14 protein-coding genes, 3 tRNA genes and 1 pseudogene are annotated in these 24,841 nt (G+C 71.1%); 9 read left to right on the top strand and 9 right to left on the bottom strand.

Going from position 1 to position 24,841, the window contains the following annotated elements; genetic code table 11:
• Positions 1 to 4,530, bottom strand: a pseudogene (locus ACH4PY_RS16600) (hypothetical protein); the annotation flags it as partial.
• 528 nt (positions 4,531 to 5,058) lie between these two features.
• Here ACH4PY_RS16600 and ACH4PY_RS16595 point away from each other — a divergent pair.
• Positions 5,059 to 9,498, top strand: coding sequence for an FG-GAP-like repeat-containing protein (locus ACH4PY_RS16595; protein ID WP_398182092.1), 4,440 nt, complete (start codon positions 5,059 to 5,061; stop codon positions 9,496 to 9,498).
• Between the two features lie 123 nt (positions 9,499 to 9,621).
• Here ACH4PY_RS16595 and ACH4PY_RS16590 read toward each other — a convergent pair.
• From ACH4PY_RS16590 to ACH4PY_RS16580, 3 genes are all read right to left on the bottom strand, one after another.
• A tRNA-Ile gene (locus tag ACH4PY_RS16590) sits at positions 9,622 to 9,695 on the bottom strand.
• A 155-nt stretch (positions 9,696 to 9,850) separates the two neighbouring features.
• Positions 9,851 to 9,923, bottom strand: a tRNA-Asn gene (locus ACH4PY_RS16585).
• Positions 9,924 to 9,929: 6 nt separating this feature from the next.
• Positions 9,930 to 10,002 (bottom strand) — tRNA-Asn (locus tag ACH4PY_RS16580).
• A 220-nt stretch (positions 10,003 to 10,222) separates the two neighbouring features.
• On the opposite strand from ACH4PY_RS16580, the gene ACH4PY_RS16575 reads away from it, so the two are divergent.
• The 4 genes from ACH4PY_RS16575 to ACH4PY_RS16560 all read left to right on the top strand — a co-directional run bounded on the left by ACH4PY_RS16575 (position 10,223) and on the right by ACH4PY_RS16560 (position 16,298).
• On the top strand, positions 10,223 to 10,519 hold the full coding sequence (locus tag ACH4PY_RS16575; RefSeq protein ID WP_398182090.1) for a YtxH domain-containing protein: 297 nt from the start codon (positions 10,223 to 10,225) through the stop codon (positions 10,517 to 10,519).
• Between the two features lie 68 nt (positions 10,520 to 10,587).
• The gene (locus tag ACH4PY_RS16570) at positions 10,588 to 12,102 is read left to right on the top strand and encodes an FGGY family carbohydrate kinase (RefSeq protein ID WP_398182087.1); all 1,515 of its coding nucleotides are present in this window, start codon (positions 10,588 to 10,590) and stop codon (positions 12,100 to 12,102) included.
• Between the two features lie 390 nt (positions 12,103 to 12,492).
• Positions 12,493 to 14,229, top strand: coding sequence for an ABC transporter ATP-binding protein (locus tag ACH4PY_RS16565; protein ID WP_398182084.1), 1,737 nt, complete (start codon positions 12,493 to 12,495; stop codon positions 14,227 to 14,229).
• Between the two features lie 152 nt (positions 14,230 to 14,381).
• Positions 14,382 to 16,298: an ABC transporter ATP-binding protein gene (locus ACH4PY_RS16560; protein ID WP_398182171.1), complete on the top strand. Its 1,917-nt coding sequence runs from the start codon at positions 14,382 to 14,384 to the stop codon at positions 16,296 to 16,298.
• A gap of 48 nt (positions 16,299 to 16,346) precedes the next feature.
• On the opposite strand, the gene ACH4PY_RS16555 is transcribed toward ACH4PY_RS16560, so the two are convergent.
• Both ACH4PY_RS16555 and ACH4PY_RS16550 read right to left on the bottom strand, forming a co-directional pair.
• The gene (locus ACH4PY_RS16555; RefSeq protein WP_398182081.1) at positions 16,347 to 17,363 is read right to left on the bottom strand and encodes a hypothetical protein; all 1,017 of its coding nucleotides are present in this window, start codon (positions 17,361 to 17,363) and stop codon (positions 16,347 to 16,349) included.
• Positions 17,348 to 18,025 (bottom strand): hypothetical protein, encoded by a 678-nt coding sequence (locus ACH4PY_RS16550; RefSeq protein ID WP_398182078.1) that lies wholly within the window; start codon positions 18,023 to 18,025, stop codon positions 17,348 to 17,350. Before ACH4PY_RS16550 ends, ACH4PY_RS16555 begins: the two co-directional genes overlap by 16 nt.
• 235 nt (positions 18,026 to 18,260) lie before the next feature.
• Here ACH4PY_RS16550 and ACH4PY_RS16545 point away from each other — a divergent pair, with 235 nt between their 5' ends.
• From ACH4PY_RS16545 to ACH4PY_RS16530, 4 genes are all read left to right on the top strand, one after another.
• On the top strand, positions 18,261 to 19,196 hold the full coding sequence (locus ACH4PY_RS16545) for a DUF3048 domain-containing protein (RefSeq protein WP_398182075.1): 936 nt from the start codon (positions 18,261 to 18,263) through the stop codon (positions 19,194 to 19,196).
• An 80-nt stretch (positions 19,197 to 19,276) separates the two neighbouring features.
• Positions 19,277 to 19,729, top strand: a complete 453-nt coding sequence (locus tag ACH4PY_RS16540; protein WP_398182072.1) for a MarR family winged helix-turn-helix transcriptional regulator — start codon at positions 19,277 to 19,279, stop codon at positions 19,727 to 19,729.
• Positions 19,730 to 19,791: 62 nt separating this feature from the next.
• The gene (locus ACH4PY_RS16535) at positions 19,792 to 20,397 is read left to right on the top strand and encodes an isochorismatase family cysteine hydrolase (protein WP_398182069.1); all 606 of its coding nucleotides are present in this window, start codon (positions 19,792 to 19,794) and stop codon (positions 20,395 to 20,397) included.
• Complete coding sequence (locus tag ACH4PY_RS16530) at positions 20,394 to 21,803, top strand: MFS transporter (protein ID WP_398182065.1); 1,410 nt, start codon at positions 20,394 to 20,396, stop codon at positions 21,801 to 21,803. The genes ACH4PY_RS16535 and ACH4PY_RS16530 overlap by 4 nt, the downstream gene beginning before the upstream one ends.
• 49 nt (positions 21,804 to 21,852) lie before the next feature.
• Here ACH4PY_RS16530 and ACH4PY_RS16525 read toward each other — a convergent pair whose 3' ends face one another.
• The 3 genes from ACH4PY_RS16525 to ACH4PY_RS16515 all read right to left on the bottom strand — a co-directional run bounded on the left by ACH4PY_RS16525 (position 21,853) and on the right by ACH4PY_RS16515 (position 24,841).
• A complete protein-coding gene (locus tag ACH4PY_RS16525) occupies positions 21,853 to 22,872 on the bottom strand; it encodes an ABC transporter substrate-binding protein (protein ID WP_398182062.1) in 1,020 nt (339 codons plus the stop codon).
• A 107-nt stretch (positions 22,873 to 22,979) separates the two neighbouring features.
• Positions 22,980 to 23,753: an amino acid ABC transporter ATP-binding protein gene (locus tag ACH4PY_RS16520; RefSeq protein ID WP_398182059.1), complete on the bottom strand. Its 774-nt coding sequence runs from the start codon at positions 23,751 to 23,753 to the stop codon at positions 22,980 to 22,982.
• A complete protein-coding gene (locus ACH4PY_RS16515; protein ID WP_398182056.1) occupies positions 23,750 to 24,841 on the bottom strand; it encodes an amino acid ABC transporter permease in 1,092 nt (363 codons plus the stop codon). The genes ACH4PY_RS16520 and ACH4PY_RS16515 overlap by 4 nt, the downstream gene beginning before the upstream one ends.

Below are 24,841 nucleotides of genomic sequence, written 5' to 3'. Positions count from 1 at the left end.
CACCGTCTTGTCGCGGCTGAGCAGCTGGTCGGTGAGGGCGCCGGTGTGGGGGTCGTAGGTGTTCGTCACGTACGCCGGGCTCGCCGCGCTGCCGATGGTCTCCTGGAGGACCTGGCCCCAGGCGGAGTAGGTGGTGCTCTGGGCGTAGGCGGCAGCGCTGTCGCCGACACCGTTGGGCAGGTCCAGAGCCGTGGAGTAGGTGTGGGTGACCGTCTGCGGCGGCAGGCCGCCCGCCAGCGGGTAGACGTCCGAGTAGAGCAGGCCCGTGTGAGCGGTGTAGGTGTGCTTGAACGTCCAGGTACGGCCCAGCGCGGTCCCCTCGGTCGCCGGGATGGTGACCGATTCGCCCAGTGACTCGCCGAAGGCGTTGAAGCCCAACTGCTGGGTGACATAGGCCGAACCGCCGTTGTAGGACGTCTCGGTGGTGAGCTGCCCCACCGCGTCCGTGACGCCGGCAACGGCGTTGTCGTTGTCGTACACCCACGACGCGACCTGGTTCGCCGACGCCTGCCCGTCCAGCGGCGCCGCGTACTCCGCCGTCTTCCGGTTCAGCACGTCGTACACGAACGAGACGCTCTTACCCCGCGCGTCGGTACTCTGCGTGACGTTGCCGTCGGCGTCGTAGGCCATGCTGCTCGTGCCAGCGTCCGGGTCGGACTTCGAGGTCTCACGGCCGAGCAGGTCATAGGTGGACGACCAGGTACTGCCACCGCTGGCGGCGGAGTTCTGTTTGCCGTGCCCGTCATAGCCGTACGTGATCGCGTTGGACGTACCGCCACTCACCGACCACACGCCCGTGAACGAGTTCGAGGGTTTCGACAGCGTCGGCGGGGTGCTGTACGAGGAGACCGACACGGTACGGCCGAGCGGATCGACCGTGGTCGACTTGACCGTGCCGCCGTCCGGCGGGAACACCGTCGTGGTGTCGCCGCTGTACACGGTGGTTGTGGTCTGCTTGGGGACCGCGTAGGCGTCGGACTCGTCCACCACGGTGCGGCCCAGGCCGTCGTAGGTGAGCAGGTCCTGGTTCGGGATCTCCGAGTCCTGCGCTGACGCCATGTTCAGCCCCGGCAGGTGGTCCTTGTCCCACCAGGCGTTGTTCTTCTTGCGGATCCAGCCGTGCGAGTCGTAGACCGACTCGGTGACCATCCGCCCACCCTGCGGCGTCGGCGTCTGGGACTGCCGGTCGCGGCCCAGCGAGTCGTACAGCGAGACAGAGGTGACGTAGCCCAGCGAGTCGTTCAGCGTCTGGGTGGTCACCCCCGAGACGCCGCCCGACGGGGAGACGGTGTACGTGAACAGCGCGTCGGCGGGATCGCTGGTCGGGCGGTCGTGCTGCCAGACCGCGGTCGTACGCCCGAGGGTGTCGTACTCGGTGGTACTGACCAGCCCGTTGGCGTCGGTGGCGGTCAGCGTCAGGCCACGCGCAGGGTCGATCGTGGTGTTCGCAGTCTGACCCTTGGGGTTGGTGGCGCTCGTCGCGGTCGTCAGGCCGACGCTGTCGACGGTGTAGCCGCTGGCGGTCTTGTCGCCGTTGGCGTCGTACGACGCCGTCGTACGCCCGTAACCGTCGTATGTGGCACGGCTGGTAGTGACCCAGGTGAAGGCCCCGGCCACGTAGCCCGATGCCTGTTGCGTCATCGTGACGTCGGCGGCAATGGGCGCGCTGGTCTGAGGGAAGGCGGTGGCGAAGGTCGGGTCGTCGTAGAAGGTCCGGGTCGCCGAGACAACCTGGGCGGGGCGACTGACGGACGCCGGTGCGCCCAGGCTGTTGAGAGCTTTGGGGACGCTCGCGACGCTGTTCTCGGTGAAACCGGAGCAGGCGACGGAGTCCGTCTCCTGCTGCGCTGCCGGACCCACCACGTTCCTCGCGGTGTTGGCCGGGGCATACGTCGTCGACGTGCACTGGTCGTACGCCGGCTGCGCCGGGACGGTGTGGCTGTAGACGCGGACGGGCAGCGCGAACGTCGCACTGGTGAGGGCGTCATCGTAGGTGGTGTCGGTCTCGGTGTACCGCCACGTCGTGGTGCCGGAGCCGGTGACCGCCTGCCTGGTCCAGGACTCGGCGGGCTGCACCGCGCGGGCGGTCAGGTCCGGGATGCCGGTACGGGCGCGGGTCGCCGTGGCAGGGGACACCCAGTACGAACTGACGGTGGAGTTGGTGACGGCACCGCCGTCACCCAGGTAGCCGGTGGACTCCAGCGGGTTGCCGGCGAGTTGGTCGCTGTCAGCGTGCTGGCCGCCCTGGGAGTCGGCGAGCGACACCGACCGGTTCGAGGACGACGACAGCCAGTCCCCGTCCATGCCCCGGTAGTACGTGGTGACGGCCTTGGTCTGCGGGTCGTTGGTACCGTCACCAGTACGCGTCGTCACCGTGCCATAGCCACGGAACTGCCCCCAGGTGCGGTACCTGGGCTTGACGACCTCGCTGTCGTCGTGGTGCCAGGCCGCGCCGCCGGCGTAGGCGTAGTCCGTCTCCTGCGCCACCGCGCCGCCGGTGATGTCGGTCTGGAGAACCTGGGAGACGGCGTACTTCTCGAACCAGTCCGTGATCGGCGCGGTGTAGTCCTTCGGCGTCCAAGACACCGGATAGCAGGACTTGGTGTTGCCCGACGCGCTCGCAGAGGCGACGTACGCGGCCGTGCACGCGTCCGGCAGGCCGTAGGTGACAGTGGTAACGCCGCCCATCTCGTTCGTGACCGACGAGATCCGGTAGCGGTAAAGGCCCGGAAAGGACGAGGTGTCCACGCGGTTCTGCAGGTCGATGCCAGTGAACTTCACGTCCGGCAGCGAGATCGCCGTCGCCGGGCCACCCGGCGAGACGTGGTTGCCGGTGTGGCCGATCGAGGCCAGCCACAGCGTCGGCGAGTTCCCGTCACCGGTCGCCGGCTCCGTCTCGTGCAACGTGTATGTGTCGACGGCCTGGTAGCCACTCGCCGCGGCCGAGTACTGCTTCGTCGTGATCGACGCCAGGCGGACGGTCGAGAAGAACGACGGCGACTGCTGCGCGCAGTCCTTGCCCTGTGCGCACACCAGGTCGAACGGAACGTCCGGATACTGCGCGGCCGCCGTCGTCGACGACAGCGCGTCGCAGGAGTCCAGGGTGCAGCGAGAGGCAGTGCCGAAAACCACCTGGTCGGGCACCGTGCCATAGGCGCCGCCGTCACGGAAGCCGTAGTCGATCCGGGCCAGGTAGGAGTCTCGGACGTAGGACACGTCGTGCGCGCCCTTGTCCTGGCCGTAGTAGTTGGTGTCCTGGTGGTAGTAGTACGCCATCGCGTCGCCGTGCGTGTCGGTGACGTAGTCCAGGTGCCAGCGGTAGGCCATCGTGCACACCGACGACGTGAACCCGGCCGAGTCGTAGCACGGGTCACCCGAGTGCGCCGAGTACACCGGTACGGTGTCGACCGAGTTGGTCGTGGCCTTGCCCGACGACCAGCCAGGCAGCTGGTTGCGTCCGAACTGGTAGACCGTGCCGTCGCGTTCGGTCACCGTCCAGTAGTCCGTGTTGTACGTGCCCGTGCCGTTGCCGGAGCCGGTGACGTGCTTGACCACCTCACCGTTGTCCCTGGCCGGCTTCCACTCCCCCGTCTTGTCGTCCTTGACCAGCGACGTCGACGAACCGCTCAGCGACAGGGTCAGCAGCGGACCCGCATAGCACTCATCGACGGTCAGGACAGGCGACGCCGTGCCCTCGGGGTCTTCGGAGCATGAGGCGAAGGTCTGCTCGATGAAGGAGTCCGGTGTGCTCCACCCATCACCCGCCCATGACGCCTGCGACTGCGTCGAAGCCGTCTGCCCGTCCACCGCACCGGAGTTGTAGCCGAGGTCGGCCGTCGGCTGAAGGCCTCCGGACTGGCCCGGCAGCGCCACGCGGTAGCTGTAGGAGAACGCCCCGGCCGAACCACCCGCCGTCCACGAACCGGACGGCTTGAGCGAGGTCGCCGAATACGTCCCCGCGCCGCTGTCCGTGGACGTGGTCGCCGCGAGCACCCTCGCGGTCGCGGCAACCGACTCCGGGGCCGCCATGGCCAGCGTCGTCGCCACACCCGCCGCACCGTCCCGCGCCGTCGAAAGCGGCGTCTGCGTGCGGCACGAGGCCACCTCCGGCGTTGTCAGCGCACACGCCGGAAGCTCCACCAGACGCAGCCGCGAGGCGTAGTCGCCACCGTATGCCTGCGCGAACGCGCCCGCGTCCAGGCCGACCTGGATGCTCCCTGTTCCGCCGGCGGTGGAAGCGACCGTGAAGACAGCCCCGTTGACGCCCAGCCGTGTCGCGTCCGCGTGCGGCAGCACCTTCACCTGGACGCTGCTCGGGCCCCGGTACGCGCCCGTCCTCGGCGCGACCGCCCGTGCCCACACCGGCGTCCCCGACGCCGTCGCCTTCGCCCCCGCCGCGGCCTTGCCCGCCGGGGCGGCCAGCGTCGCCGTCGTGGACGCGGCCGCAGGCCACTTCGCCGGTGAGGCGTGGTGCGCCGCCCGCTTCGTCTCGTCGGTGACCTTGACCTTCTTCGGCTTCAGGGTCGTCACACCCGAGACCGGCTCGGTCTGGTGGATCGCCGGCGGACCGGTATGCGAAGGAGCCGACACGGCTGGGCCCGCGCCCGCCAGCGACACCGTGACCGCGAGCGCCGCAGCGGCGCCCACCCACCGGCTCCGCCACCGCGGAGAGTGAACCCCGCCGCCGAACCACCCGCCCCGAGCCATCAACAACACCTGCCCCACCCCGAGTCCCGCCCGCGAGCGGGCACGACGAACCACCGGATCGTGAAGAACCGGTAAAGCGGCGACGACTATCGCACGGCGAGGTGGATCACGCCGAGACCTTCATATCCGAAATGTCAGAATATGAAAATGCAATTTTTCTGTAAATCGATCGTGAAGGAACTGTGTAAAATCAGACCACACACCCACCATTTCCCCCATGGCCGATTCGCCCGTCAGGTCGTGAGGTGTCGACGAGAAGCAGAACTCCAAGGGATGCTCTGCCGGTAGTTGCCCGACCCAAACAACCTGCTTTGGTCGGGCTTTCACTCTGAATATGGGGGGAACAACTCCGTGAGACCCGTTCGGACCCACCGGACCGTCGCCGCCTTGGTGAGCGCCGCGCTCGGTGCGCTGTCACTGACCGTCGCGGCCGTACCGGCCCACGCGGATGCGGTCACCGCGCCCGCTGCCGCACCGAAGTCCACCGCAGCCCGGAAGGCGCCCAGGACGACCGCCGGTGAGGCCGCCGCGTCGGCGAAGGCCGTCTCCACCGGCAAGGCGGTGGGCGTGCCCTCCGCGACCACCCCGACCGAGGTCGAGTCGGCGAACCCGGACGGTACGTTCACGCTCACGCAGAGCGCCACGCCGGTTCGCAAGTACACCGGCGGTGCGTGGAAGGCGCTGGACGCCACCCTCGTCCGGCACGCGGACGGCAGCGTCACTCCGACGCTGTCCACGGTCGACCTGTCGCTGTCCGGCGGCGGTTCGGGCGCCCTGGCCGTCATGAAGGACGGCGCGCGCACCCTGTCGCTGACGCTGCCGGCCTCGATCGGCGACCTGCCGGCGCCCACCCTGTCCGGAAACAGCGCCACGTACACCGACGTCCTGCCCGGTGTCGACCTCGCCGTCACGGCTGACAAGCAGGGTGGTTTCTCCGAGACCCTGGTCGTCAAGAACGCCGCCGCGGCCGCCGAGCCGGCGCTGGCCGGGCTGACGTTCGCCACCCGGACCCAGGGGCTCACCCCGGCCACCGACACGGCAGGCAACTTCACCGCCACCGACATCACCGGCCGTACGGTCTTCTCCGCGCCCGCCCCCACCATGTGGGACTCCGCCACCCCGGCGGCGACGGCCTCCCGCAGCGCGAAGAGCGCGACACCCTCCGGTGACAGCGCCGGCGCCGGCACACCGGAGGCGTCCAGCGCCGCCGCGCCCGGCAGTGGCGCGCACATCGCGCCGGTCAGGGCCGTCTACTCGCGTGGCGCCGGCGCCGGTTCGACCGGGGGCACCCTCGCGCTGACCCCCGACGCCTCACTGCTGAAGAGCGCCTCGACGGTCTACCCGCTCTACATCGACCCCACCTACGCGGCAGGCGGCTCGTCGCAGGGCTACACGTACACCAACTCCTATTACCACTCGTCCAGTTTCTGGAACACGAAGGACTCCGAGGGCCTGCGCGTCGGCTACAACGGATGGGACTCCCCGTACTACAAGGCCAACGCCTACGTGCGGATGAGCGTCAGCAGCAAGATCTACGGCGCCACGATCGACACGACCCACACGCACTTCTACGCCACCGAGATCCACTCCGCCTCCTGCACCGCGGAGCCGGTGGAACTGTGGACGACCGGCGCGATCTCCTCGGCCACCACCTGGGACAACCCGCCGACGTGGAAGACCAAGGTCGACACCCAGACCGTCGCGCACGGCTGGTCCTCCTCCTGCCCGGCCGCGTCGGTCGGCTGGGACATCCACAGCACCATGCAGGCCATCGCCAACACCCCCGCCTCCTCGGTCACCTTCGGCCTCCAGGCCGGTGACAGCGGCGACAAGGACCAGTGGAAGAAGTTCGACCCTTCCACCATGACGATGACCGTCACGTACGACCACAAGCCCGAGGTCCCCACCCCGCTGACCACCTCCCCGGCCCGCAACTGCACCGGCGGCACCATGGGCGACGGTGACGTCACCCTCTACGCCGGTGTCCGCGACACCGACGGCGGCACGGTCAGCGCCACCTTCACGGTCACCAAGGCGGCCGACGGAACGCCCGTCACCTCCAAGGCCGTCAGCGCCGCGGGCGGCACCAAGGCCGCCTTCACGCTCACCAAGGCCAATCTGCACAGCTGGCTCGGTACCGCCGGCCCCACCCGGGTCGCCTGGAGCGTGACGGCTTCCGACGGCACCTACACGTCGGCGAAGTCCACCACGTGCGTCTTCACGTTCGACCCGACCCGTCCCGGCGCCCCCGTCGTCAACGACACAGCCGGCGCGGACTGCAGCGAGTCGGCGCTCGCCTACCAGGTCGGTACGGCCGCGTCCTTCACCCTGGTCCCCAACAGCAGCGGCACGACGCCCGACCACTACCTCTACCAGCTCAACGGCGCCGCACCGGCGACGACCGCCGGCACCACCATCAGCATCACGCCCACGCGCGGCACGAACATGCTGACCGTCACCGCGGTCTCCACCGGCGGCAACATCGGTGACACCGCCAGCTGCGTCATCTACGCCGCTCCGGCCGCCACCGCCTCGGACGGCGACCTGACCGGCGACGGACACCCCGACCTCACCGCAGTCGGCTCCCGAGCAGGTCTGCCCAGCGGCTACTGGCTCGCCCACGCCACCGACACCGGTCAGATCAGCACCGGCGCCACCGACATCGGCGCCCAGGGCACCGGCGCCAACTCCGCGGGCTCGCCCGCCGACTGGAACGGCACCCAGGCCGTCACCGGCCACTTCGCCAACGGCGCCGGCTTCAACGACGTCCTCGACTACAACCCCGCCACCGGCAGCGGCTCCGTCCTCTACGGCAACGGCGACGGCGCCACCCTCTCCCCCACCAGCGGCAACCAGGCCAACGTCGCCGACCCGGTCTTCCAGGACAGCCTCACCGGCGACCTCGTCACCTCCGTCGCGAACGGCGGCAGCCTCTACAACACCCTCGCCGGCTACCCCACCACCGGCTTCCCCGACCTGCTGGTCGTCATCGGCGGCAACCTGCTGGACGAAGGCGCCATGGCCTTCCCCGGCGCGTTCACCGGCATCGACGGCGCACTCCCGCTCTCCTCCGTCAACCCCACCGGCACCGGCGACTGGACCGGCTGGACCCTCACCACCGCACTCGACGGCAACAGCCTGCCCACTCTCTTCGCCCGCGACACCAGCAGCGGTGCGCTGTACGCCTACACCCCCGGCGACCTGCAGAACCTCGCCATGGGCAACCCCGCCGCCCCCGTGCAGCTCGCCACCACCGGCTGGAGCGGCACCGCGGCGCCGATCCTCCAGGCCGCCGACCTCGACAACAACGGCACCCCCGACCTGCGCAAGGTCGACGACGGCGGCAACGTCACCGCCTACCTCTTCAACGGTACGGCCCTGACCGCCCAGACCGGGCAGAAGATCTCCAGCCCCGACCACGTCTGGCCGCTCGACGACGGTGAGGACGGCGCCGTTGCCACCACCGCCGCCGACACCAGCGGCAGCCTGAACCTCACCGGCTCGGCAGCCGGGGCCACCTGGGACGCGGACGACTCGCTGGGCAACGTCCTGGCCCTGGACGGCACCGGAGCGATGAACAGCAGCGCCGCGCTGTCGATGTCCGCGCCGTTCTCGGTCTCCCTGTGGGCCAAGCCCGCCGTCATCGGCGGTGTCATCGCCTCCCAGGACGGCACCAGGAACTCCGGCTTCCTGCTCTACGCCCAGTCCAACCGCGCGTGGTCCTTCTGCATGGCCATCACCGACGCCACCCGCGCCTACGACTGCATCTCCGGCGGCACCGCCGTCATCGGCCAGTGGGCCCACCTGACCGCCACCTACGACCCGGCCACCAAGTCCACCAACCTCTACGTCGGCGACCGGCTCGTCGCCCACGGCACCCACACCGCGGTCACCGGCTTCACGGGCGGTTTCCAGCTCGGCGACGACCTCAACGCCGGCGCCCACGCCTCCCACTACCAGGGCAGCATCTCCGACGTGCAGACGTGGAACGGCACCGTCCTGACCACCAACCAGGTCGCCACCATGGCCAACCTGCCGCTGCCCAGTGCCCCGTACCACTTCGCCGACATCGCCGACTACGACGGGGACGGCAAGCCCGACCTCGTCGCTGCCGACGCCACCGGCAGCCTGTGGCTCTACCCCGGCAACGGCACCGGCAAGTTCACCGCCGACTCCCTCTACATCGGCTCCGGCTTCACCGGCCACACCTTCGCCGGCGTCGCCGACTTCAACGGCGACGGCTACGCCGACATCATCGCCATGACCCCCAGCGGAGCGCTCCACCTCTACCCCGGGGACGCCGGCCACGACCTGCTCACCCCCAGCCTCACCTTCGTCAGCGGCTGGTCCGGCTACGCCTTCGCCGGCGTCCGCGACTTCAACAAGGACGGCAAGCCCGACCTCGTCGGCCGCGACCCCTCCGGCGTCCTGTACCTCTACCCCGGCACGGGCAGCGGGGCGACCATCGGCTCCCGCATCCAGCTCGGCACCGGCTTCAACCCCTTCACCTTCGCCGGTCTCGGCGACCTCGATTCGGACGGCAACGTCGACGTCATCGCCCGCGACAGCACCGGCCTGCTGTGGAACTACCACGGCAACGGCAGCAACGACGTGGCCTCCCCCACCCAGATCGGCAGCGGCTGGAACGGCTACACCTACGCCGGAATCAACGACTTCAACAGCGACGGCAACCCCGACGTCATCGCCCGCGACGCGAACGGAGACCTCTGGCTCTACCCCCGGACCGCCACCGCCTTCAGCACCCGCATCCAGATCGGCCACGGCTGGTGACCGCTTCACGCGGCTGATCCCCGCCGTCCGACCGACGGCCGGCCGCCCGGATCTCTCCGGGCGGCCGGCCCCGCCCCGGGCGCCAACCCGCAGCTCAGCGGGCATGCCCGAGGGGGGCCTCGGTGGGGCGGCTGGGACTCGAACCCAGGACCGGCGGATTATGAGTCCGCTGCTCTAACCGGCTGAGCTACCGCCCCGTACGGCGTGGCGTGCGCCGTCTGCCGCAGCATAGCTGCTCATACGATCTGTCGCCCTCGTGGGTCACAGACGCGGCATCAGGTGGACTCCCCGGGGCAGGCGGATGGTTCCCGCGGGTACGAAAAAGGACCCCAACGGGGTCCCTGGTCGTGCGCTCCCCCGACTGGACTCGAACCAGTAACCTGCCGGTTAACAGCCGGCTGCTCTGCCAATTGAGCTACAGGGGACCGAAGCTCCCCCGACTGGACTCGAACCAGTAACCTGCCGGTTAACAGCCGGCTGCTCTGCCAATTGAGCTACAGGGGATCGCTTCGCGTGCACCGAATGCACCCGCCGGAGGCTTCCCGGAAGGCGCGCGTTCGGTGCGACACATACATTAGCGCAAGTGGGGGGGTGCTCCGCCAACCCTTGGCTGCCGGGTTGCGGCTCGGGCGCGGAGGGTAGGCGCCCAGCCACGACGAGCAGGACCAGCAATGACGAGCGACGCGGCCGCCAGGGGTACGGCCGCAGCGAGGATGGTGGAGCCATGCGCTACAAGCTGACGTTCATCGCGGGGGCCGCGGTCGGGTTCGTGATCGGTGCCAGGGCGGGCCGGGAGCGGTACGAGCAGCTGGTCAGGGCCGGTCAGGCCTTCGTCCAGAACCCGGCGGTGCGCAACGCCGCGGAGAGCGCCGCGCAGCAGAGCCGTACGGCGGCGGTACGGGCGGCGGACACGGTCGTCGTCAAGGTCGGGCCGCGGCTGCCCGAGCCGCTCGCCGAGAAGGTGCGGGCGATGCGCAACGGCAGCGCGTCCCAGGACGACTGGGGCACCTCGAACACCTGAGCCCACCGGGGCGCACCGGACGGCGGGCCGCGCGGCGCGCGGGCCGCCCGGTGCGGCATCATCGGCCCATGGGCAAAGTGGCCGGTATAGACAACTCCTCCGCGGGCACCACCGTCGTCGTCTGCGACACGGACACCGGTGAGATCCTGCGGCAGGGTTACGCACCCCACGAGGTGCCGGACGGCGGCAAGCCGTCCGAGCTGGACCCGCAGGCCTGGCTGCTGTCGCTGGGCGAGGCGGCCAAGGGCGGGGTGCTGGAGGGTGTGCAGGCGATCGGGGTGTGCGGCCAGCAGCACGGGCTGGTCGCACTGGACGCGGGCGGTGTGACCGTACGGCCCGCGATGCTGCGCGGCGACAACCGCGCGCAGACCCAGGCCGCGGATCTGCTCCAGGAGCTGGGCGGGCCCGCGGGCTGGGCGGACGCGGTGGGCGCGCAGCCGCAGGCCGCGTACCCGGTGGCGAAGCTGCGCTGGCTGGCCCAGCACGAGCCGGCCGCGGCGGCGCGCGTCGCCGAGGTGATGCTGCCGCACGACTGGCTGGTGTGGCAGCTGCTCGGGCAGCCCGCCCGCCGCACCACCGACCGCGGTGACGCGTCGGGCACCGGCTACTGGTCGGCAGCCACCGGCGAGTACCGCCCCGACCTCGTCGAGCGCGCTCTCGGCCGCTCCGTGGCGCTGCCCGAGGTGCTGGGGCCCGCCGAGCCGGCCGGGCAGACGCCCGAGGGCCTGCTGATCTCGGCCGGCACGGGCGACACCATGGCCGCCGCCCTGGGACTGGGCGTCGGGCCCGGCGACGCGGTGGTGTCGCTGGGCGCGGGCGGCAGCGTCTTCGCCGTTCACCACGAGGCGCTGAAGGACCCGACCGGCACCGTCACCGCCTTCGCCGACGCGACCGGCCGCCACCTGCCCGTCCTCCAGGTCCGCAACGCGGTACGGACGCTGCGCGGCGCCGCCGAACTGCTCGGCACGGACCTCGCCGGGCTCTCGGAGCTGGCGCTGGCCTCGACACCCGGCGCGTACGGGCTCGTCCTGCTCCCCTATCTGGAGGGCGAGCGCACCCCGGACCTGCCGCACACCGCGGGCACGCTGGCCGGACTGCGGCGCGAGTCGATGAAGCCGGAGCACCTGGCCCGCGCGGCCTTCGAGGGCATGCTGTGCGGGCTCGCGGACGCGCTGGACGTGCTGCGCGGCAAGGGCGTGGAGATCCGCCGGGTGGTGCTGCTGGGCGCGGCGGCGGAGCTGCCGGCCGTCCGGGCGCTGGCGCCGTCGATCTTCGGGACGTTCGTGGCGGTGCCGCCGGCGGCGGAGTACGCGGCGATCGGCGCGGCCCGGCAGGCGGCCTGGTCGCTGGGCGCGGTGCTGGGCTCGCAGGCGCACAGCGAGCCGCCCGCGTGGCCGCAGCCCGCGGGCACCGAGGTGCTCGACCCGGAGGACGCGGTGGAGCCGGACGGCCCGGGGCAGGACGGTACGGGGCCGGGCGGGCCCGGACACGGCGGCGGCGGACCGGCGGTCGGCTCGGCGGTGCGGCAGCAGTTCATCGCGGTGCGCGAGCAGACCCATCCGGGGGCTTTCGCCGCGCTGTGACCGGCATCCCGGGACGCCGGTCGGAGTCCGGGTCGGTGTCGGGGCCGCAGGGACCGTCGGTGGGGTACGGCGAAGGTACGGCGGGGGGGCGGGAGCGGAGGCCGGGGCGTGCGACGTGTGCGACCCACGTGACCCCGGCGACCCGGGCGACGCGGGAGCTTTTGCCTCTCTTTAACCGGATGCGGCGGCGCGATGTCCGACGATAGGGTTGCGCGCCGCCGCGGGGCGGCCGCTCAACCCTGCACGGACGGTACGGCGTCCTGAAGGGAAAAGGCACGGTGCCGTCGTCCTTCGCCGGTGCCGGGCCTGTCCTGATGTCCTGATGTCTTGATGTCGTGAGAGAGCCGAGCGCCGCCCCTTCCCGTACCGACCGACCCCGAGGTAGTCAGTGTGCTGATCCGACTCCTGCGGTCCCACCTGGGACCGTACAAGCGCCCCATCGGCGCGCTGGTGGCCCTGCAGTTCGTCTCGACCCTTGCCGCCCTCTTCCTGCCCACCCTCAACGCCGACATCATCGACAACGGCGTGGTCAAGGGTGACTCCGGCTACATCGTCGGCATGGGCGCGACCATGCTCGGCGTGACCGTCCTGCAGGTGCTGTGCGCGATCTGCGCGGTGTACTACGGCGCGCGGACGTCGATGGCGATCGGGCGGGACATCCGCGCGGCGGTCTTCGACCAGGTGCAGAGCTTCTCCGCACGCGAGGTCGGGCAGTTCGGCGCCCCCTCGCTGATCACCCGCACCACCAACGACGTCCAGCAGGTCCAGATGCTGGTGCTGATGTCGTTCACGATGATGGTGTCCGCGCCGATCATGTGCGTGGGCGGCATCGTGATGGCGCTGGGCCAGGACGTGCCGCTGTCGTCGCTGCTGCTGGCCGTGGTGCCGGTGCTGGGCATCGCCGTGAGCCTGATCATCCGCAGGCTGCGCCCGATCTTCCGGACGATGCAGAAGCGCGTCGACACGGTGAACCGGGTGCTGCGCGAGCAGATCACCGGCATCCGGGTGATCCGCGCCTTCGTCAAGGACGACTACGAGCAGCGCCGCTTCGGCACCGCGAACGAGGATGTCACGGCGGTCTCGCTGGCCTCCGGACGGCTGCTCGCGCTGATGTTCCCGACGGTGATGGCGATCGTGAACCTGTCGAGCGTGGCCGTGCTGTGGTTCGGCGCGCACCGCATCGACAGCGGCGGCATGCAGATCGGCGCGCTCACGGCCTTCCTGAGCTATCTGATGCAGATCCTGATGTCGGTCATGATGGCCACCTTCATGTTCATGATGGTGCCGCGCGCCGAGGTGTGCGCCGAGCGCATCCAGGAGGTGCTGAGCACGCAGTCCAGCGTCGTCCCGCCGAAGGCGCCGATCACGACCCTGGGGCGGCACGGCGAGCTGGAGCTCTTCGACGTCGACTTCGCCTACCCCGGCGCCGAGGTCGCGGTGCTGCGCGGCATCGACCTCATCGCCCGCCCCGGCGAGACGACCGCGGTGATCGGCTCCACGGGCAGCGGCAAGTCGACCCTGCTCGGCCTGATCCCGCGGCTGTACGACGCGACGGGCGGCCGGGTGCTCATCGACGGCGAGGACGTCGCGGAACTCGATCCCGCGCTGCTCGCCGAGACGGTCGGCCTGGTGCCGCAGAAGCCGTACCTCTTCTCCGGCACCGTCGCCTCCAACCTGCGCTACGGCAAGCCCGACGCGACGGACGAGGAGCTGTGGCACGCGCTGGAGGTGGCGCAGGCCAAGGACTTCGTCGAGCGCCTGGACGGCGGCCTCGACGCGGAGATCGCGCAGGGCGGCAGCAATGTCTCCGGCGGGCAGCGGCAGCGGCTCGCGATCGCGCGGGCGCTGGTGCGGCGCCCGGAGATCTACCTCTTCGACGACTCCTTCTCGGCGCTGGACTACGCGACGGACGCGGCACTGCGGCGGGCGCTCGGCGCGGAGACGGCGGACGCGACGGTCGTGATCGTGGCCCAGCGGGTGTCCACGATCCGCGACGCCGACCGGATCGTCGTCCTCGACGAGGGGCGGGTCGTCGGCACCGGCACCCACAACGAGCTGATGGCCACGAACGAGACCTACCGGGAGATCGTGTTGTCCCAGCTGACCGAGCAGGAGGCGGCGGCATGAGCGACGCCCCCCACGGCGGTCCCGCCGACAAGACCCCCGGCGCTCCCGGAGGCACAACCCCCGGCGGTCCCGTCGGCAAGGCTCCCGGCGGCGGACCGGACAAGCCCGGCGGCAAGGGCGTCATGTCCACCGCCCAGCGCGGCCCGCGCCCCATGGGCGGCCCCGCCCGCTTCATGAGCGGCGGACCCATCGAGCGCTCCATGGACTTCAAGGGCTCCTCCAAGCGCCTGATCGGCCTCATGCGGCCCGACCGCGCCCTGCTCTACGTCGTGCTCGCGGTCGGCCTGGTCAGCGTCGCCCTCGCCGTGACCGGGCCCCGTATCCTCGGCCACGCCACCGACCTGATCTTCGCGGGCGTCATCGGCCGCCAGCTCAAGGGCGGCTCGAAGGAGCAGGCGCTGGACTACCTGCGTGCCCACGGCAAGGGCGGCGTGGCGGACATGCTGTCCGGTATCGACTTCACCCCCGGCCAGGGCATGGACTTCGGCGCGATCGGCGCGGTCCTGCTGCTCGCTCTCGGGGTGTACCTGGCGGCCTCGGTGTTCAGCGTCGTCCAGATGCGGACGGCGACGACGGTCATCAACCGCACGGTCTTCCGGCTGCGCCGTGACGTCGAGGCGAAGATCTCCCGGCTGCCGCTGTCGTACTTCGACAAGCAGCCGCGCGGCGAGGTCCTCAGCCGGGCCACGAACGACATCGACAACATCGGCCAGACCATGCAGCAGACCATGGGCCAGCTGATCAACTCGCTGCTGACCATCGTCGGCGTGCTGGCGATGATGTTCTGGATCTCCTGGCTGCTGGCCCTGGTCGCGCTCGCCACGGTGCCGCTGACGCTGCTGATCGCGACGCGGGTCGGCAAGCGCGCGCAGCCGCAGTTCGTCCAGCAGTGGAAGACGACCGGCACGCTGAACGCGCACATCGAGGAGATGTACACCGGCCACAGCCTGGTGAAGGTCTTCGGCCGCCAGCAGGAGTCCGCCGAAACCTTCCGGCAGGAGAACGAGGCGCTCTACGAGGCCGGTTTCAAGGCGCAGTTCCTGTCCGGCACGATCCAGCCGCTGATGATGTTCATCGGGAACCTCCAGTACGTGCTGATCGCCGTCGTCGGCGGGCTGCGGGTCGCGTCCGGCGCGCTGTCGATCGGCGACGTGCAGGCGTTCATCCAGTACTCGCGGCAGTTCAGCCAGCCGCTGACGCAGGTCGCGAGCATGGCCAACCTGATCCAGTCCGGGGTCGCCTCCGCCGAGCGGGTCTTCGAGCTGCTGGACGCCGAGGAGCAGTCCCCGGAACCGGCCGTCCCGGCCCGCCCGGCCGCGCTGACCGGGCGTGTCGCGCTGGAGAAGGTCGCCTTCCGCTACGACCCGGACAAGCCGCTCATCGACGGCCTGTCGCTCAGCGTCCGCCCCGGCCAGACCGTCGCGATCGTCGGACCCACGGGCGCGGGCAAGACCACCCTGGTCAACCTGCTGATGCGGTTCTACGAGGTGACCGGCGGCCGGATCACCCTGGACGACGTGGACATCGCCGCAATGTCCCGCGAGGACCTGCGCTCGTCCATCGGCATGGTGCTCCAGGACACCTGGCTCTTCGGCGGCACCATCGCCGAGAACATCGGCTACGGCCACGAGGACGCCACCCGCGAGGACATCGAGGCGGCCGCGCGCGCCGCGCACGCCGACCGCTTCATCCGCACCCTCCCGGACGGCTACGACACCGTCCTCGACGACGAGGGCACGGGCGTCAGCGCGGGCGAGAAGCAGCTCATCACGATCGCGCGGGCCTTCCTGTCCGACCCGGTGATCCTGGTCCTCGACGAGGCCACCAGCTCCGTCGACACCCGCACCGAGGTGCTCATCCAGCGGGCGATGGCCCGGCTGAGCCACGGCCGTACCAGCTTCGTGATCGCCCACCGGCTGTCCACGATCCGCGACGCCGACGTCATCCTGGTGATGGAGTCCGGCGCGATCGTGGAGCAGGGCACGCACGACGAGCTGCTCGCCGCGCAGGGCGCGTACGCCCGGCTGTACGCGGCGCAGTTCGCCCAGGCGGTCGCCGAGGTCGACTGACCCGCCGCCGGGTGCCCGGGACTCCCCGTCCCGGGCACCCGGCCCGGCTCAGCGGTTGACGGACTGGATCTCCCGTACGGTGACGGTCTGGTGGCTCGCGAACGTCCCCGTCGGCAGCTTCGTCGGGTTGGGGTGCCCGGTCCCGACCCAGGTGATGTTCCAGGTCACGGTGATGTTCATGGTGTACGTCCCGTTGCCGGAGTCCTTGAGGTACACCACCCCGCACGGCGGCACGTTCCCCGCCCCCGGCGTCCACGCCGTCCCCGTGCCCTTGCACTTCCCCGACGCGGGGTACGTCTGCGCGTACGACGTCCCGGGGTCGATCGTGAACCCGGAGGGCGTCGCGGTCGTCGTCGCGGAGACGTTGTAGTCGGGGAGGAAGGCGGTGACCGACACCGGGTGGAAGACGGTGGGGTCCATCCACACCCAGGTGGGGATGTTCACGCCCTGCTTGCCGGCGGGGTTGATGGTGGCGTCGCCGGTGGGGATGACGATCTCCCGGTACGCCAGCTGCGCCAGCACCTCGGGGGTGACCGCGTTCTTGTGCCCGGGTGGCGGCGGGTCGCCGAGGTCGACCCAGAAGGGCTCGTCGTTGCAGGAGTCCGCACCGGGCATGGCGCCGTTCTCGGGCGGCGAGTAGCCGGACCACCAGTAACCCTTGCCGGACTTGTCCATGTTGAAATCGGTGTAGGGGTGGCCGTCCTGGTACTTGTCCTTCTGGCCGGAGATCCACTCCCAGCTGGGCGACTGCTCCGACCAGACGCCTTCCGACTCCTTCTTCAGCTCCTCCGGGGTGTACGTCGGCTGGTACCAGCACGCGGGCGGTGTCCAGTTGCCCACCGGCTTGAGCGAGCCGGCGGGGTGACCGCTCGACCCGGTACCGTTCTTGCTCTTGTCATACTGCACACCGACGCTGGCGTTGATGGTCTGGTGACCCTGTCCGTCGTCGCCCTTGCCGCCGTGGCCGTCGAAGCTGGCGTGGGCGGCCCCCGGGGTCAGTACGGTCAGCAGCGCCGCGGCCGACCCCGCGAGCAGCGCCGAGCGTCGTCCTATCGGGGCAGGCACTTCTTGTACCCCCGGATCGACGTGATGTTGTCCGTCACCCACACGCCCTGCGCGTTCTTCTTCAGGTCGGTGTTGTAGAAGACGTAGTTCCTCGACTTGTCCTCGGTGCTCGTCCCCCGGTCGACCTTCCCCGACTTGCGGTCCTTCGGGAAGGCGTTGGTCTCGTCACCGCAGTAGAGGACGGCCGCCTGGTCCTTGTTCAGCATGGTCACCTGGCGGTCGTAGTAGCGAGTGGTCCCGTACAGCGACTGGCCCTGGCTCAGGAAGCTCTGGATGAACTCGACGGCATTGGTCGACGCCTTGCCGGTGCTGTAGAACTCCAGCGCGTCCGTGTGCGTCGAGCCCTGGATCACGGCGTCGTCGATGGCCGTCACGTATCCCTGGTTGTCCGCGAGGACGGCGTCCTTGACCGGGTCGCCGGTCTGTCCCCCCTCGAAGACGTCCTTGAAGTCCGCCGGGAACGTGATCACCGGCCGCTTCGCCCCCGACGCGGTCGGCGACGGCGCGGCCGACGTCGTCGTCGGCGCGGGGGCCGACGTCGTGACGTCCTTGCCCGGGTCCTTGATCTTGCCGTCGTCCTTCTTCGAGCCGCCGCAGGCAGTGAGCACAAGCGCGGCAGAGACGGCCACGCAGGTGGCGGCGAGCGCGTGCGGTGCGCGCATGGTCAACAGACTCCCCGTTCGTTCGGCGAACGGCCGCCGAACCGGGCACAACGGCGCACTCCCCCCGCGCACTCGGTCCACGGCCCCGTTTCGTGTGACGCCCGAGACTATCCAAGTCCCCGGCCCCACACGAGATGGACGCCCGCTTGGCCGGGACCGTTCCCTCCGGGCCCGGAAAGGCGCGGGCGGGCGCACTATGGGAGGAGCGGGTTCACGCGCGGACGGGGGTACGGCGATGAGCGGCAGGCGGTGGGTGGCGGGCACGGGGGTGGTGGCCGCGGTGCTGGTGGTGCTGGCGGGGTGTCAGCCGCCGGACACGGGCGGGACGTCGGGCAAGCGGGGGACGGGGACACGGGCGCCCGCGGCCACCTCGTATCTGACCGGGGAGCCGGGGGCGGCCGGGCGCGTGCTGGCCGTGAAGATCGACAACGTGGGACCGGCGCGGCCCGCGACCGGGCTGGACGACGCGGCGATCGTGTACGCGATCGAGGTCGAGGGCGGGCTCTCCCGGCTGATGGCCGTCTACGACGACAAGCATCTGCCGCAGAAGGTCGGGCCGGTGCGCAGCGCGCGGGAGACGGATCTGCAGCTGCTCGCGGAGTACGACCACCCGGCGCTGGCCTTCTCCGGCGCGCAGAGCAAGCTACTGCCGGTACTGCGGGCGAGTCACGACCTCACGGCGGTGACGGGCACGCGCGACTTCTTCCGCGACCCCGCCCGCCGCGCCCCGCACAACGAGTACCTGCGGCCGACGGGTCCGGCGGCGAAGGGCGGCACCGCGCGGGACATCGGGCTGCGGTTCGCGGCGGCCGTCCCGGCGGGCGGTACGGCGGCCACCACCGCGTCGGCGAAGATGCCGTCCGCGCGTTTCTCGTTCGCCTGGGACGGTTCGCGCTACCGCGTCGCGATGGACGGGAAGACGTCTCCGTGGTCGGCGGACAACGTGATCATCCAGCACGTGGACGTCCAGGAGTCGCATTACCACAGCCGTACCGGCTTCGTTCCGTTCACGCAGACCGTGGGCCACGGGCAGGCGCGGATCCTGCGGGACGGCCGGTCGTACGCGGCGGCCTGGGACCGGCCGTCCGCCTCGTCCGGCACGTCGTACACGCTGCACGGCGCCGCACTGCCGCTCAAGCCGGGGCGCACCTGGATCGTGCTGGAGCCCTGAGGGGCGGGGACGCCGAGGGGGGAGACGGGGAGATAGACAGCCAGCTGCACAGTTGGCTGTCCAAGTGCTACGGTGGAGGCATGACGACGCAGCCCCCGCCCCCGCGGACCGACACCGGCGTCCTGGCCGGTGAGCTGCGGGTGGCGCTCGCCGCGCTGGTGCGGCGGCTGCGCGAGCAGGCGGACGGGATGGACCTCACGCGGTCGCAGTCGTCCGTGCTGCTGCGGCTGGAGCGGGAGGGGCCCGCGACAGCCACCGTGCTGGCCCGCGCCGAGGGCGTACGGCCGCAGTCGATGGCCAAGATCGTGCAGGCGCTGGAGGCCGCGGGGCTCGTCGGCGGCGCGCCCGACCCGAAGGACGGGCGCAAGACGCTGCTGAGCCTCACCGAGACCGCCCGGGAGGAGTTCCGCACCGGCCGGCTCGCGAAGCAGGACTGGCTGACCAAGGCGCTCGACACGACGCTGAGCGCCGAGGAGATCGACCGGCTGGCGTCCGTCACCGACCTGCTGCGGCGGCTCGCCCAGTACCCGTGACACCGCCGATCCCCGCGATCCCGCCTACGCCGACCCCACTCCGATCGACCGAAGGACTCCGCATGCCCGTCACCACGCTCGACGAGAGCACCGCGCTCGTCGTCATCGACCTCCAGCGGGGCATCGTCGCGATGCCCCTCGCCCACCCCGTCGAGGACGTCGTGGCGCGCTCGGCGGAGCTGGCGCGGGCCTTCCGCGACCGCGGGCTGCCCGTCGTGCTGGTCAACGTCGCGGGCACCCCGCAGGGGCGGACGGACGCCGGGCCGGTCGCGCTGGACCGGCCCGAGGGCTGGACGGAGCTGATACCGGAGCTGGAGCAGCAGCCCGGCGACGTCCTCGTCACCAAGCACGCGCGCAGCGCCTTCACCGCCACCGGGCTCGCCGGCACCCTGCGCGGGCTGGGCGTGACGCAGGTGGTCGTGACCGGCATCGCGACCAGCGGCGGCGTCGAGTCGACCGCGCGGGACGCGCACGAGCAGGGCTTCCACGTCACGCTGCCGGCCGACGCCATGACCGACCGGAGTGCCGAGCGGCACGACCACAGTCTGCTCCAGGTCTTCCCGCGGATCGCCGAGACCGGCACCACGCGGGACGTCCTGGACGCCCTCGCGTCCCTGCCGGTACAGCCGGTACAGTCCGGCAGCGGCTCCGCCGCCGACCGGTCGTGACCGCCGCGACCCAGACCACCGCGACCGCGCCGCAGGCACCCGGCGGCGGCAAGCCGTTCGGCGCGCGCTTCGTGAGCCCGCTGCTGCTCGGCTCGACCCTGAACCCGATCAACAGCTCGATGATCGCGACCGGCCTGGTCGGCATCGGGCTGGACTTCCACAAGGGCGCCGGCACCACCGCCTCGCTGATCTCCGTGCTGTACCTGTGCAGCGCGGTGGCGCAGCCCACCATGGGCAAGCTCGCGACGATCTTCGGGGCGCGCCGGGTGTTCCTGAGCGGGGTGGCGATCCTGCTGGTCGCGGGGGTTGTCGGCGCGACGGCGCCCGCCTTCGGTTTCCTGCTGGTGTCGCGCGCGCTCATCGGCATCGGCACCTCGGCCGCGTACCCGACGGCGATGGCGCTGGTCAGGAAGCGCGCGGACGAGGTGGGCACGGGGGTGCCGAGCCGGGTGCTGGGCAACTTCTCGATCGCCTCGCAGGTCACGATCGTCGTGGGGCTGCCGCTCGGCGGGCTGCTCGCGGGGGCGTGGGGCTGGCGCGCGCTCTTCCTGGTGAACGTGCCGCTCGCGCTCGTCACGCTGGTCTGCACGCTCGTCGGGGTGGCACCGGACCGGCCGGTGGCGAAGGAGTCGCGCGCGGCCCTGTTCACCGCGGTCGACGTGCCCGGTATCGCGCTCTTCGCGGCCACGATCGTGAGTCTGCTGCTCCTCCTGTCCGACCTGACGTCGCCCGCCTGGTGGCTCGTCCCGGTGACGCTGCTGCTGGGCGCCGCGCTGACGGTGTGGGAGCGGCGGACGGCGCGCCCGCTCATCGACGTGCGGATGCTGGGCCGCAACCGGCGGCTGCTGCGCACGTACATCCGGCAGGCGGTCGTCGCGCTGGGCACGTACACCGCGCTGTACGGGCTGAGCCAGTGGATGGAGGAGTCCGCGGGCTACAGCGCCTCGCAGGTGGGGCTGATCATGCTGCCGCTGTCGGGCATCAGCATCGTGGTGGCCCGGCTGGTGTCGGGGCGCGGGTGGGTGCGGATGCCGCTCGTGCTGACCGGGGTGTCGCTGGTCGCGACGGGCGCGGTGATGCTGTTCATCACGCACACCTCGTCGGTGCTGGTGCTGCTGTGCATGTCGGCGCTCTTCGGTTTCGCGAACGGCTTCTCCGGTTTCGCCAACCAGGCCGCGCTGTACGTGCAGGCGCCCGCCGAGGAGATCGCCGTCGCGTCCGGCCTCTACCGGACCTTCGCCTACATCGGCGCGATCTTCTCCTCCAGCCTCATCGCCATCGCCTTCGGGCACGCGGCGACGGACTCTGGCCTGCACGGGGTGTCGTACGTCATCGCGGGGATCGGGGTGCTGGTGCTGCTGATGAGCGTGCTGGACCGGGCGATCCCGGCCCGTGCGGAGCGCTGAGCGGGCCGTCGGGCCGCGGCCCCCGGGGACACCGGGGGCCGCGGCGGGCTCAGAGGGTGGCGGGCGGGTTGACCTGGGACTGCGGGATGCCGCTGCCCGTCAGGCCCCACTTGGCGAAGATCTTCGCGTAGTCGCCGCTCGCGATGAGCTTGTTCACCGCGTCGCTGAGCGCCTTGGCCACCGGGGAGTTGCGGGCGGTGACGAAGCCGACCGGGGTGGTCGACACCTCGCCGAGGAAGCGCGTGTTGGGGATGTGCGCCGCGTCGTACTTCAGGCCGAGCGTCGGGCCGAACATGACGTCGATCCGGCCGTTCTGGAGGCCCAGCACCCCGGCGGCCGAATCCGTGGAGTACTGCACGGTGTACGGCTTCTTGCCGGCCGCGGCGCACTTGTCCTTGTTGGCGTCGAGGATCTGCTGGAAGGTCGAGCCGGAGCCGGTGGAGATGGTCAGGCCGCACACGTCGGTGATCTGCGTGACGGTCTTCAGGTCGGAGTCCTTCGAGGCGAGGAAGGCCTGGCCGTCGTTGAGGTACGTGGCGAAGTCGACGACCTGCTCGCGGGCCTTGGTGACACCGAAGTTGTCCTGGCCGACGTCGTAACGCCCGTTCTGGACACCGGGGATGACGGTGGGGAAGGTGCCGTACTGGATGTCCCACTGCACGCCGAGCACCTTGGCGACCGCGTCGCGCAGGTCCACGTCGAGGCCGACGGGCTTGCCGTCGACCTCGCCGCCGTGTGGCAGGCCGACCGTGCCGGGTGCGCGGGTGGTGCCGAGGGTGAGCTTGCCGGCGTCACGGATCTTCGCGGGGAGTTCGGCGGCGACGGTCGGGTCGGTGGCGATCGCGGACACCACGTCCTGGGTCGGGACGGCTGCGGTGTCACCGGACTTGGCGGCCGCGGCCTTGGTGGAGTCCTTCGTGCCGGAGCCCGTGCCGGAACCGGAGCCGGAGTCGGAGGAGCCGCAGCCGGCGAGCAGCAGCAGGGCCGCGGTCGCGGCGGCGAGGGCCGCGAGGGGGCCGCGTCTCGCGAGGTTCGGTCGGGCGGTGCTGCGGGTGCGGGCGCTGGTCACGGGCGTGCCTTTCGTACGGCGGAGCTGGTGGGCGGTTCGGGTACGCGGAGGTGCCGCGGAGGAGACGTGCAGGGGCGGGAGTGCCGCGGGGGTACGGCGGTACGGGGTCACAGCACCGCCGAGAGGAAGGCGCGGGCGCGCTCGTGGCGGGGGGCGGTCAGGACGTCGGCGGGGGCGCCGGACTCGACGATGCGGCCGCCGTCGAGGAAGACCACGGTGTCGGCGACCTTGCGGGCGAAGCCGATCTCGTGGGTGACGACGATCATCGTCATGCCGCTGAGCGCCAGGTCCTGCATGACGCCGAGGACCTCGCCGACGAGTTCGGGGTCGAGCGCGCTGGTCGGCTCGTCGAAGAGCAGCAGCCGCGGGTCCATGGCCAGCGCGCGGGCGATGGCCACCCGCTGCTGCTGGCCGCCGGACAGCTGCCGCGGGTAGGCGCCCTCCCGGCCGCCGAGCCCGACGCGTTCCAGCAGTTCGCGGGCGCGGGCGGCGGCCTGCGGGCGGGTGCTGCCGCGGACGGCGACGGGCGCCTCGGTGACGTTCTCCAGCACGGTCAGGTGCGGGAAGAGGTTGAACTGCTGGAAGACCATGCCGACCTGGGCGCGCTGCCGGGTCACCGCGCGCGGTGGCAGCTCGCGCAGCCGGGTGCCGTCCCGGCGGTAGCCGACGAGGTCGCCGGCGATCTCGACGAAGCCCGCGTCCGGCTTCTCCAGGTGGTTGACGCAGCGCAGCAGCGTGGACTTGCCCGAACCGGACGGCCCGAGCAGCACCGTGACCTCGCCCTCGCGCACGTCGAGGTCGATGCCGTCCAGGACGGTCGTGCCGCCGAAGCTCTTGCGCAGACCCCGTACCCGCACCAGCGGGCTTCCGCCGCCGGTCACGACAGCCCCGCCAGGTCGGTCCTGGTGCGACCGAAGAGCGGCAGGTTGGCGCGGGTGAGCTGCCAGAACCCGCGTGCTGCGGGGCCGTTACGGGCCGGGCCGTCGCGCCGCGAGCCGCGGGCGTAGTGCCGCTCGACGTAGAACTGCCCGATCGACAGCACGGTGGTGAGGATGATGTACCAGACCGTCGCGACCAGCAGCAGCGGGATGATCAGGAAGTTCTGGTTGTAGATGAGCTGCGCGGAGTAGAGCAGGTCCTCCACCGCGATGACGCTCACGATCGAGGTGGCCTTGAGCATCCCGATCAGCAGGTTGCCGGAGGCGGGCACGATCGCGGGCATCGCCTGCGGCAGCACGATCCGGCGGAAGATCCGCGCCTCGCCCAGGCCCAGCGCCTTGGCGGCCTCGCGCTGTCCGGAATCGACGGCGAGGATGCCGCCGCGCACGATCTCGCTGCTGAACGCGGCGACGTCCAGGGTCAGTCCGACGTACGCGGCGAGGATGCCGCTAAACAGGTGCGCGGTGCGGAAGTGCAGGAATTCCGGGCCGAAGGGCACACCGAACGACAACCGCGGGTAGAGCGAGGCGAGTTCGAACCAGAACAGCAGCTGTACGAGCGGCGGCACCGAGCGGATGAGCCACACGTAGCCGAAACTCACCGCGCGCAGCACGGGGTTGCCGGACAGCCGCATCGCGGCCACCGCGATGCCCAGCAGGTAGCCGCTGGTCATCACGGCGGCGGTGAGCCAGAGGGTGAGTTCCAGGCCGTGCAGGATGTTGTGGCTGAGGAAGTAGTCGCCGACGACGCCCCACTGGAAGCGCTTGTTGGCGACGAGGGTGTGGCCCGCCATCGCGAGCAGCAGGAGCAGCACCGCGGCCGACACCCACTGGCCGGGGTGGCGCAGCGGTACGAGCCGCGCGGCGAGCAGCTCCCGGTCGGCGGGCCGGTGGTCGAGGGCGGACAGCGACGGCGGAGGCTGCGTACCGGGCGGCGGATGGCCGGGGTCGGGGCCGCCCGCGGGGTCCTTGCCGGGCGGGTCGGGGTCCTTCGCGAGGGAGGGTGCGGGCGCGGGGGTGTCGTGGGGCAT

Source organism: Streptomyces sp. NPDC021224 (genome assembly GCF_044332905.1).
In the GTDB taxonomy this organism is placed as follows: Bacteria; Actinomycetota; Actinomycetes; order Streptomycetales; family Streptomycetaceae; genus Actinacidiphila.
This window is presented reverse-complemented; position numbering and strand designations above follow the sequence as displayed.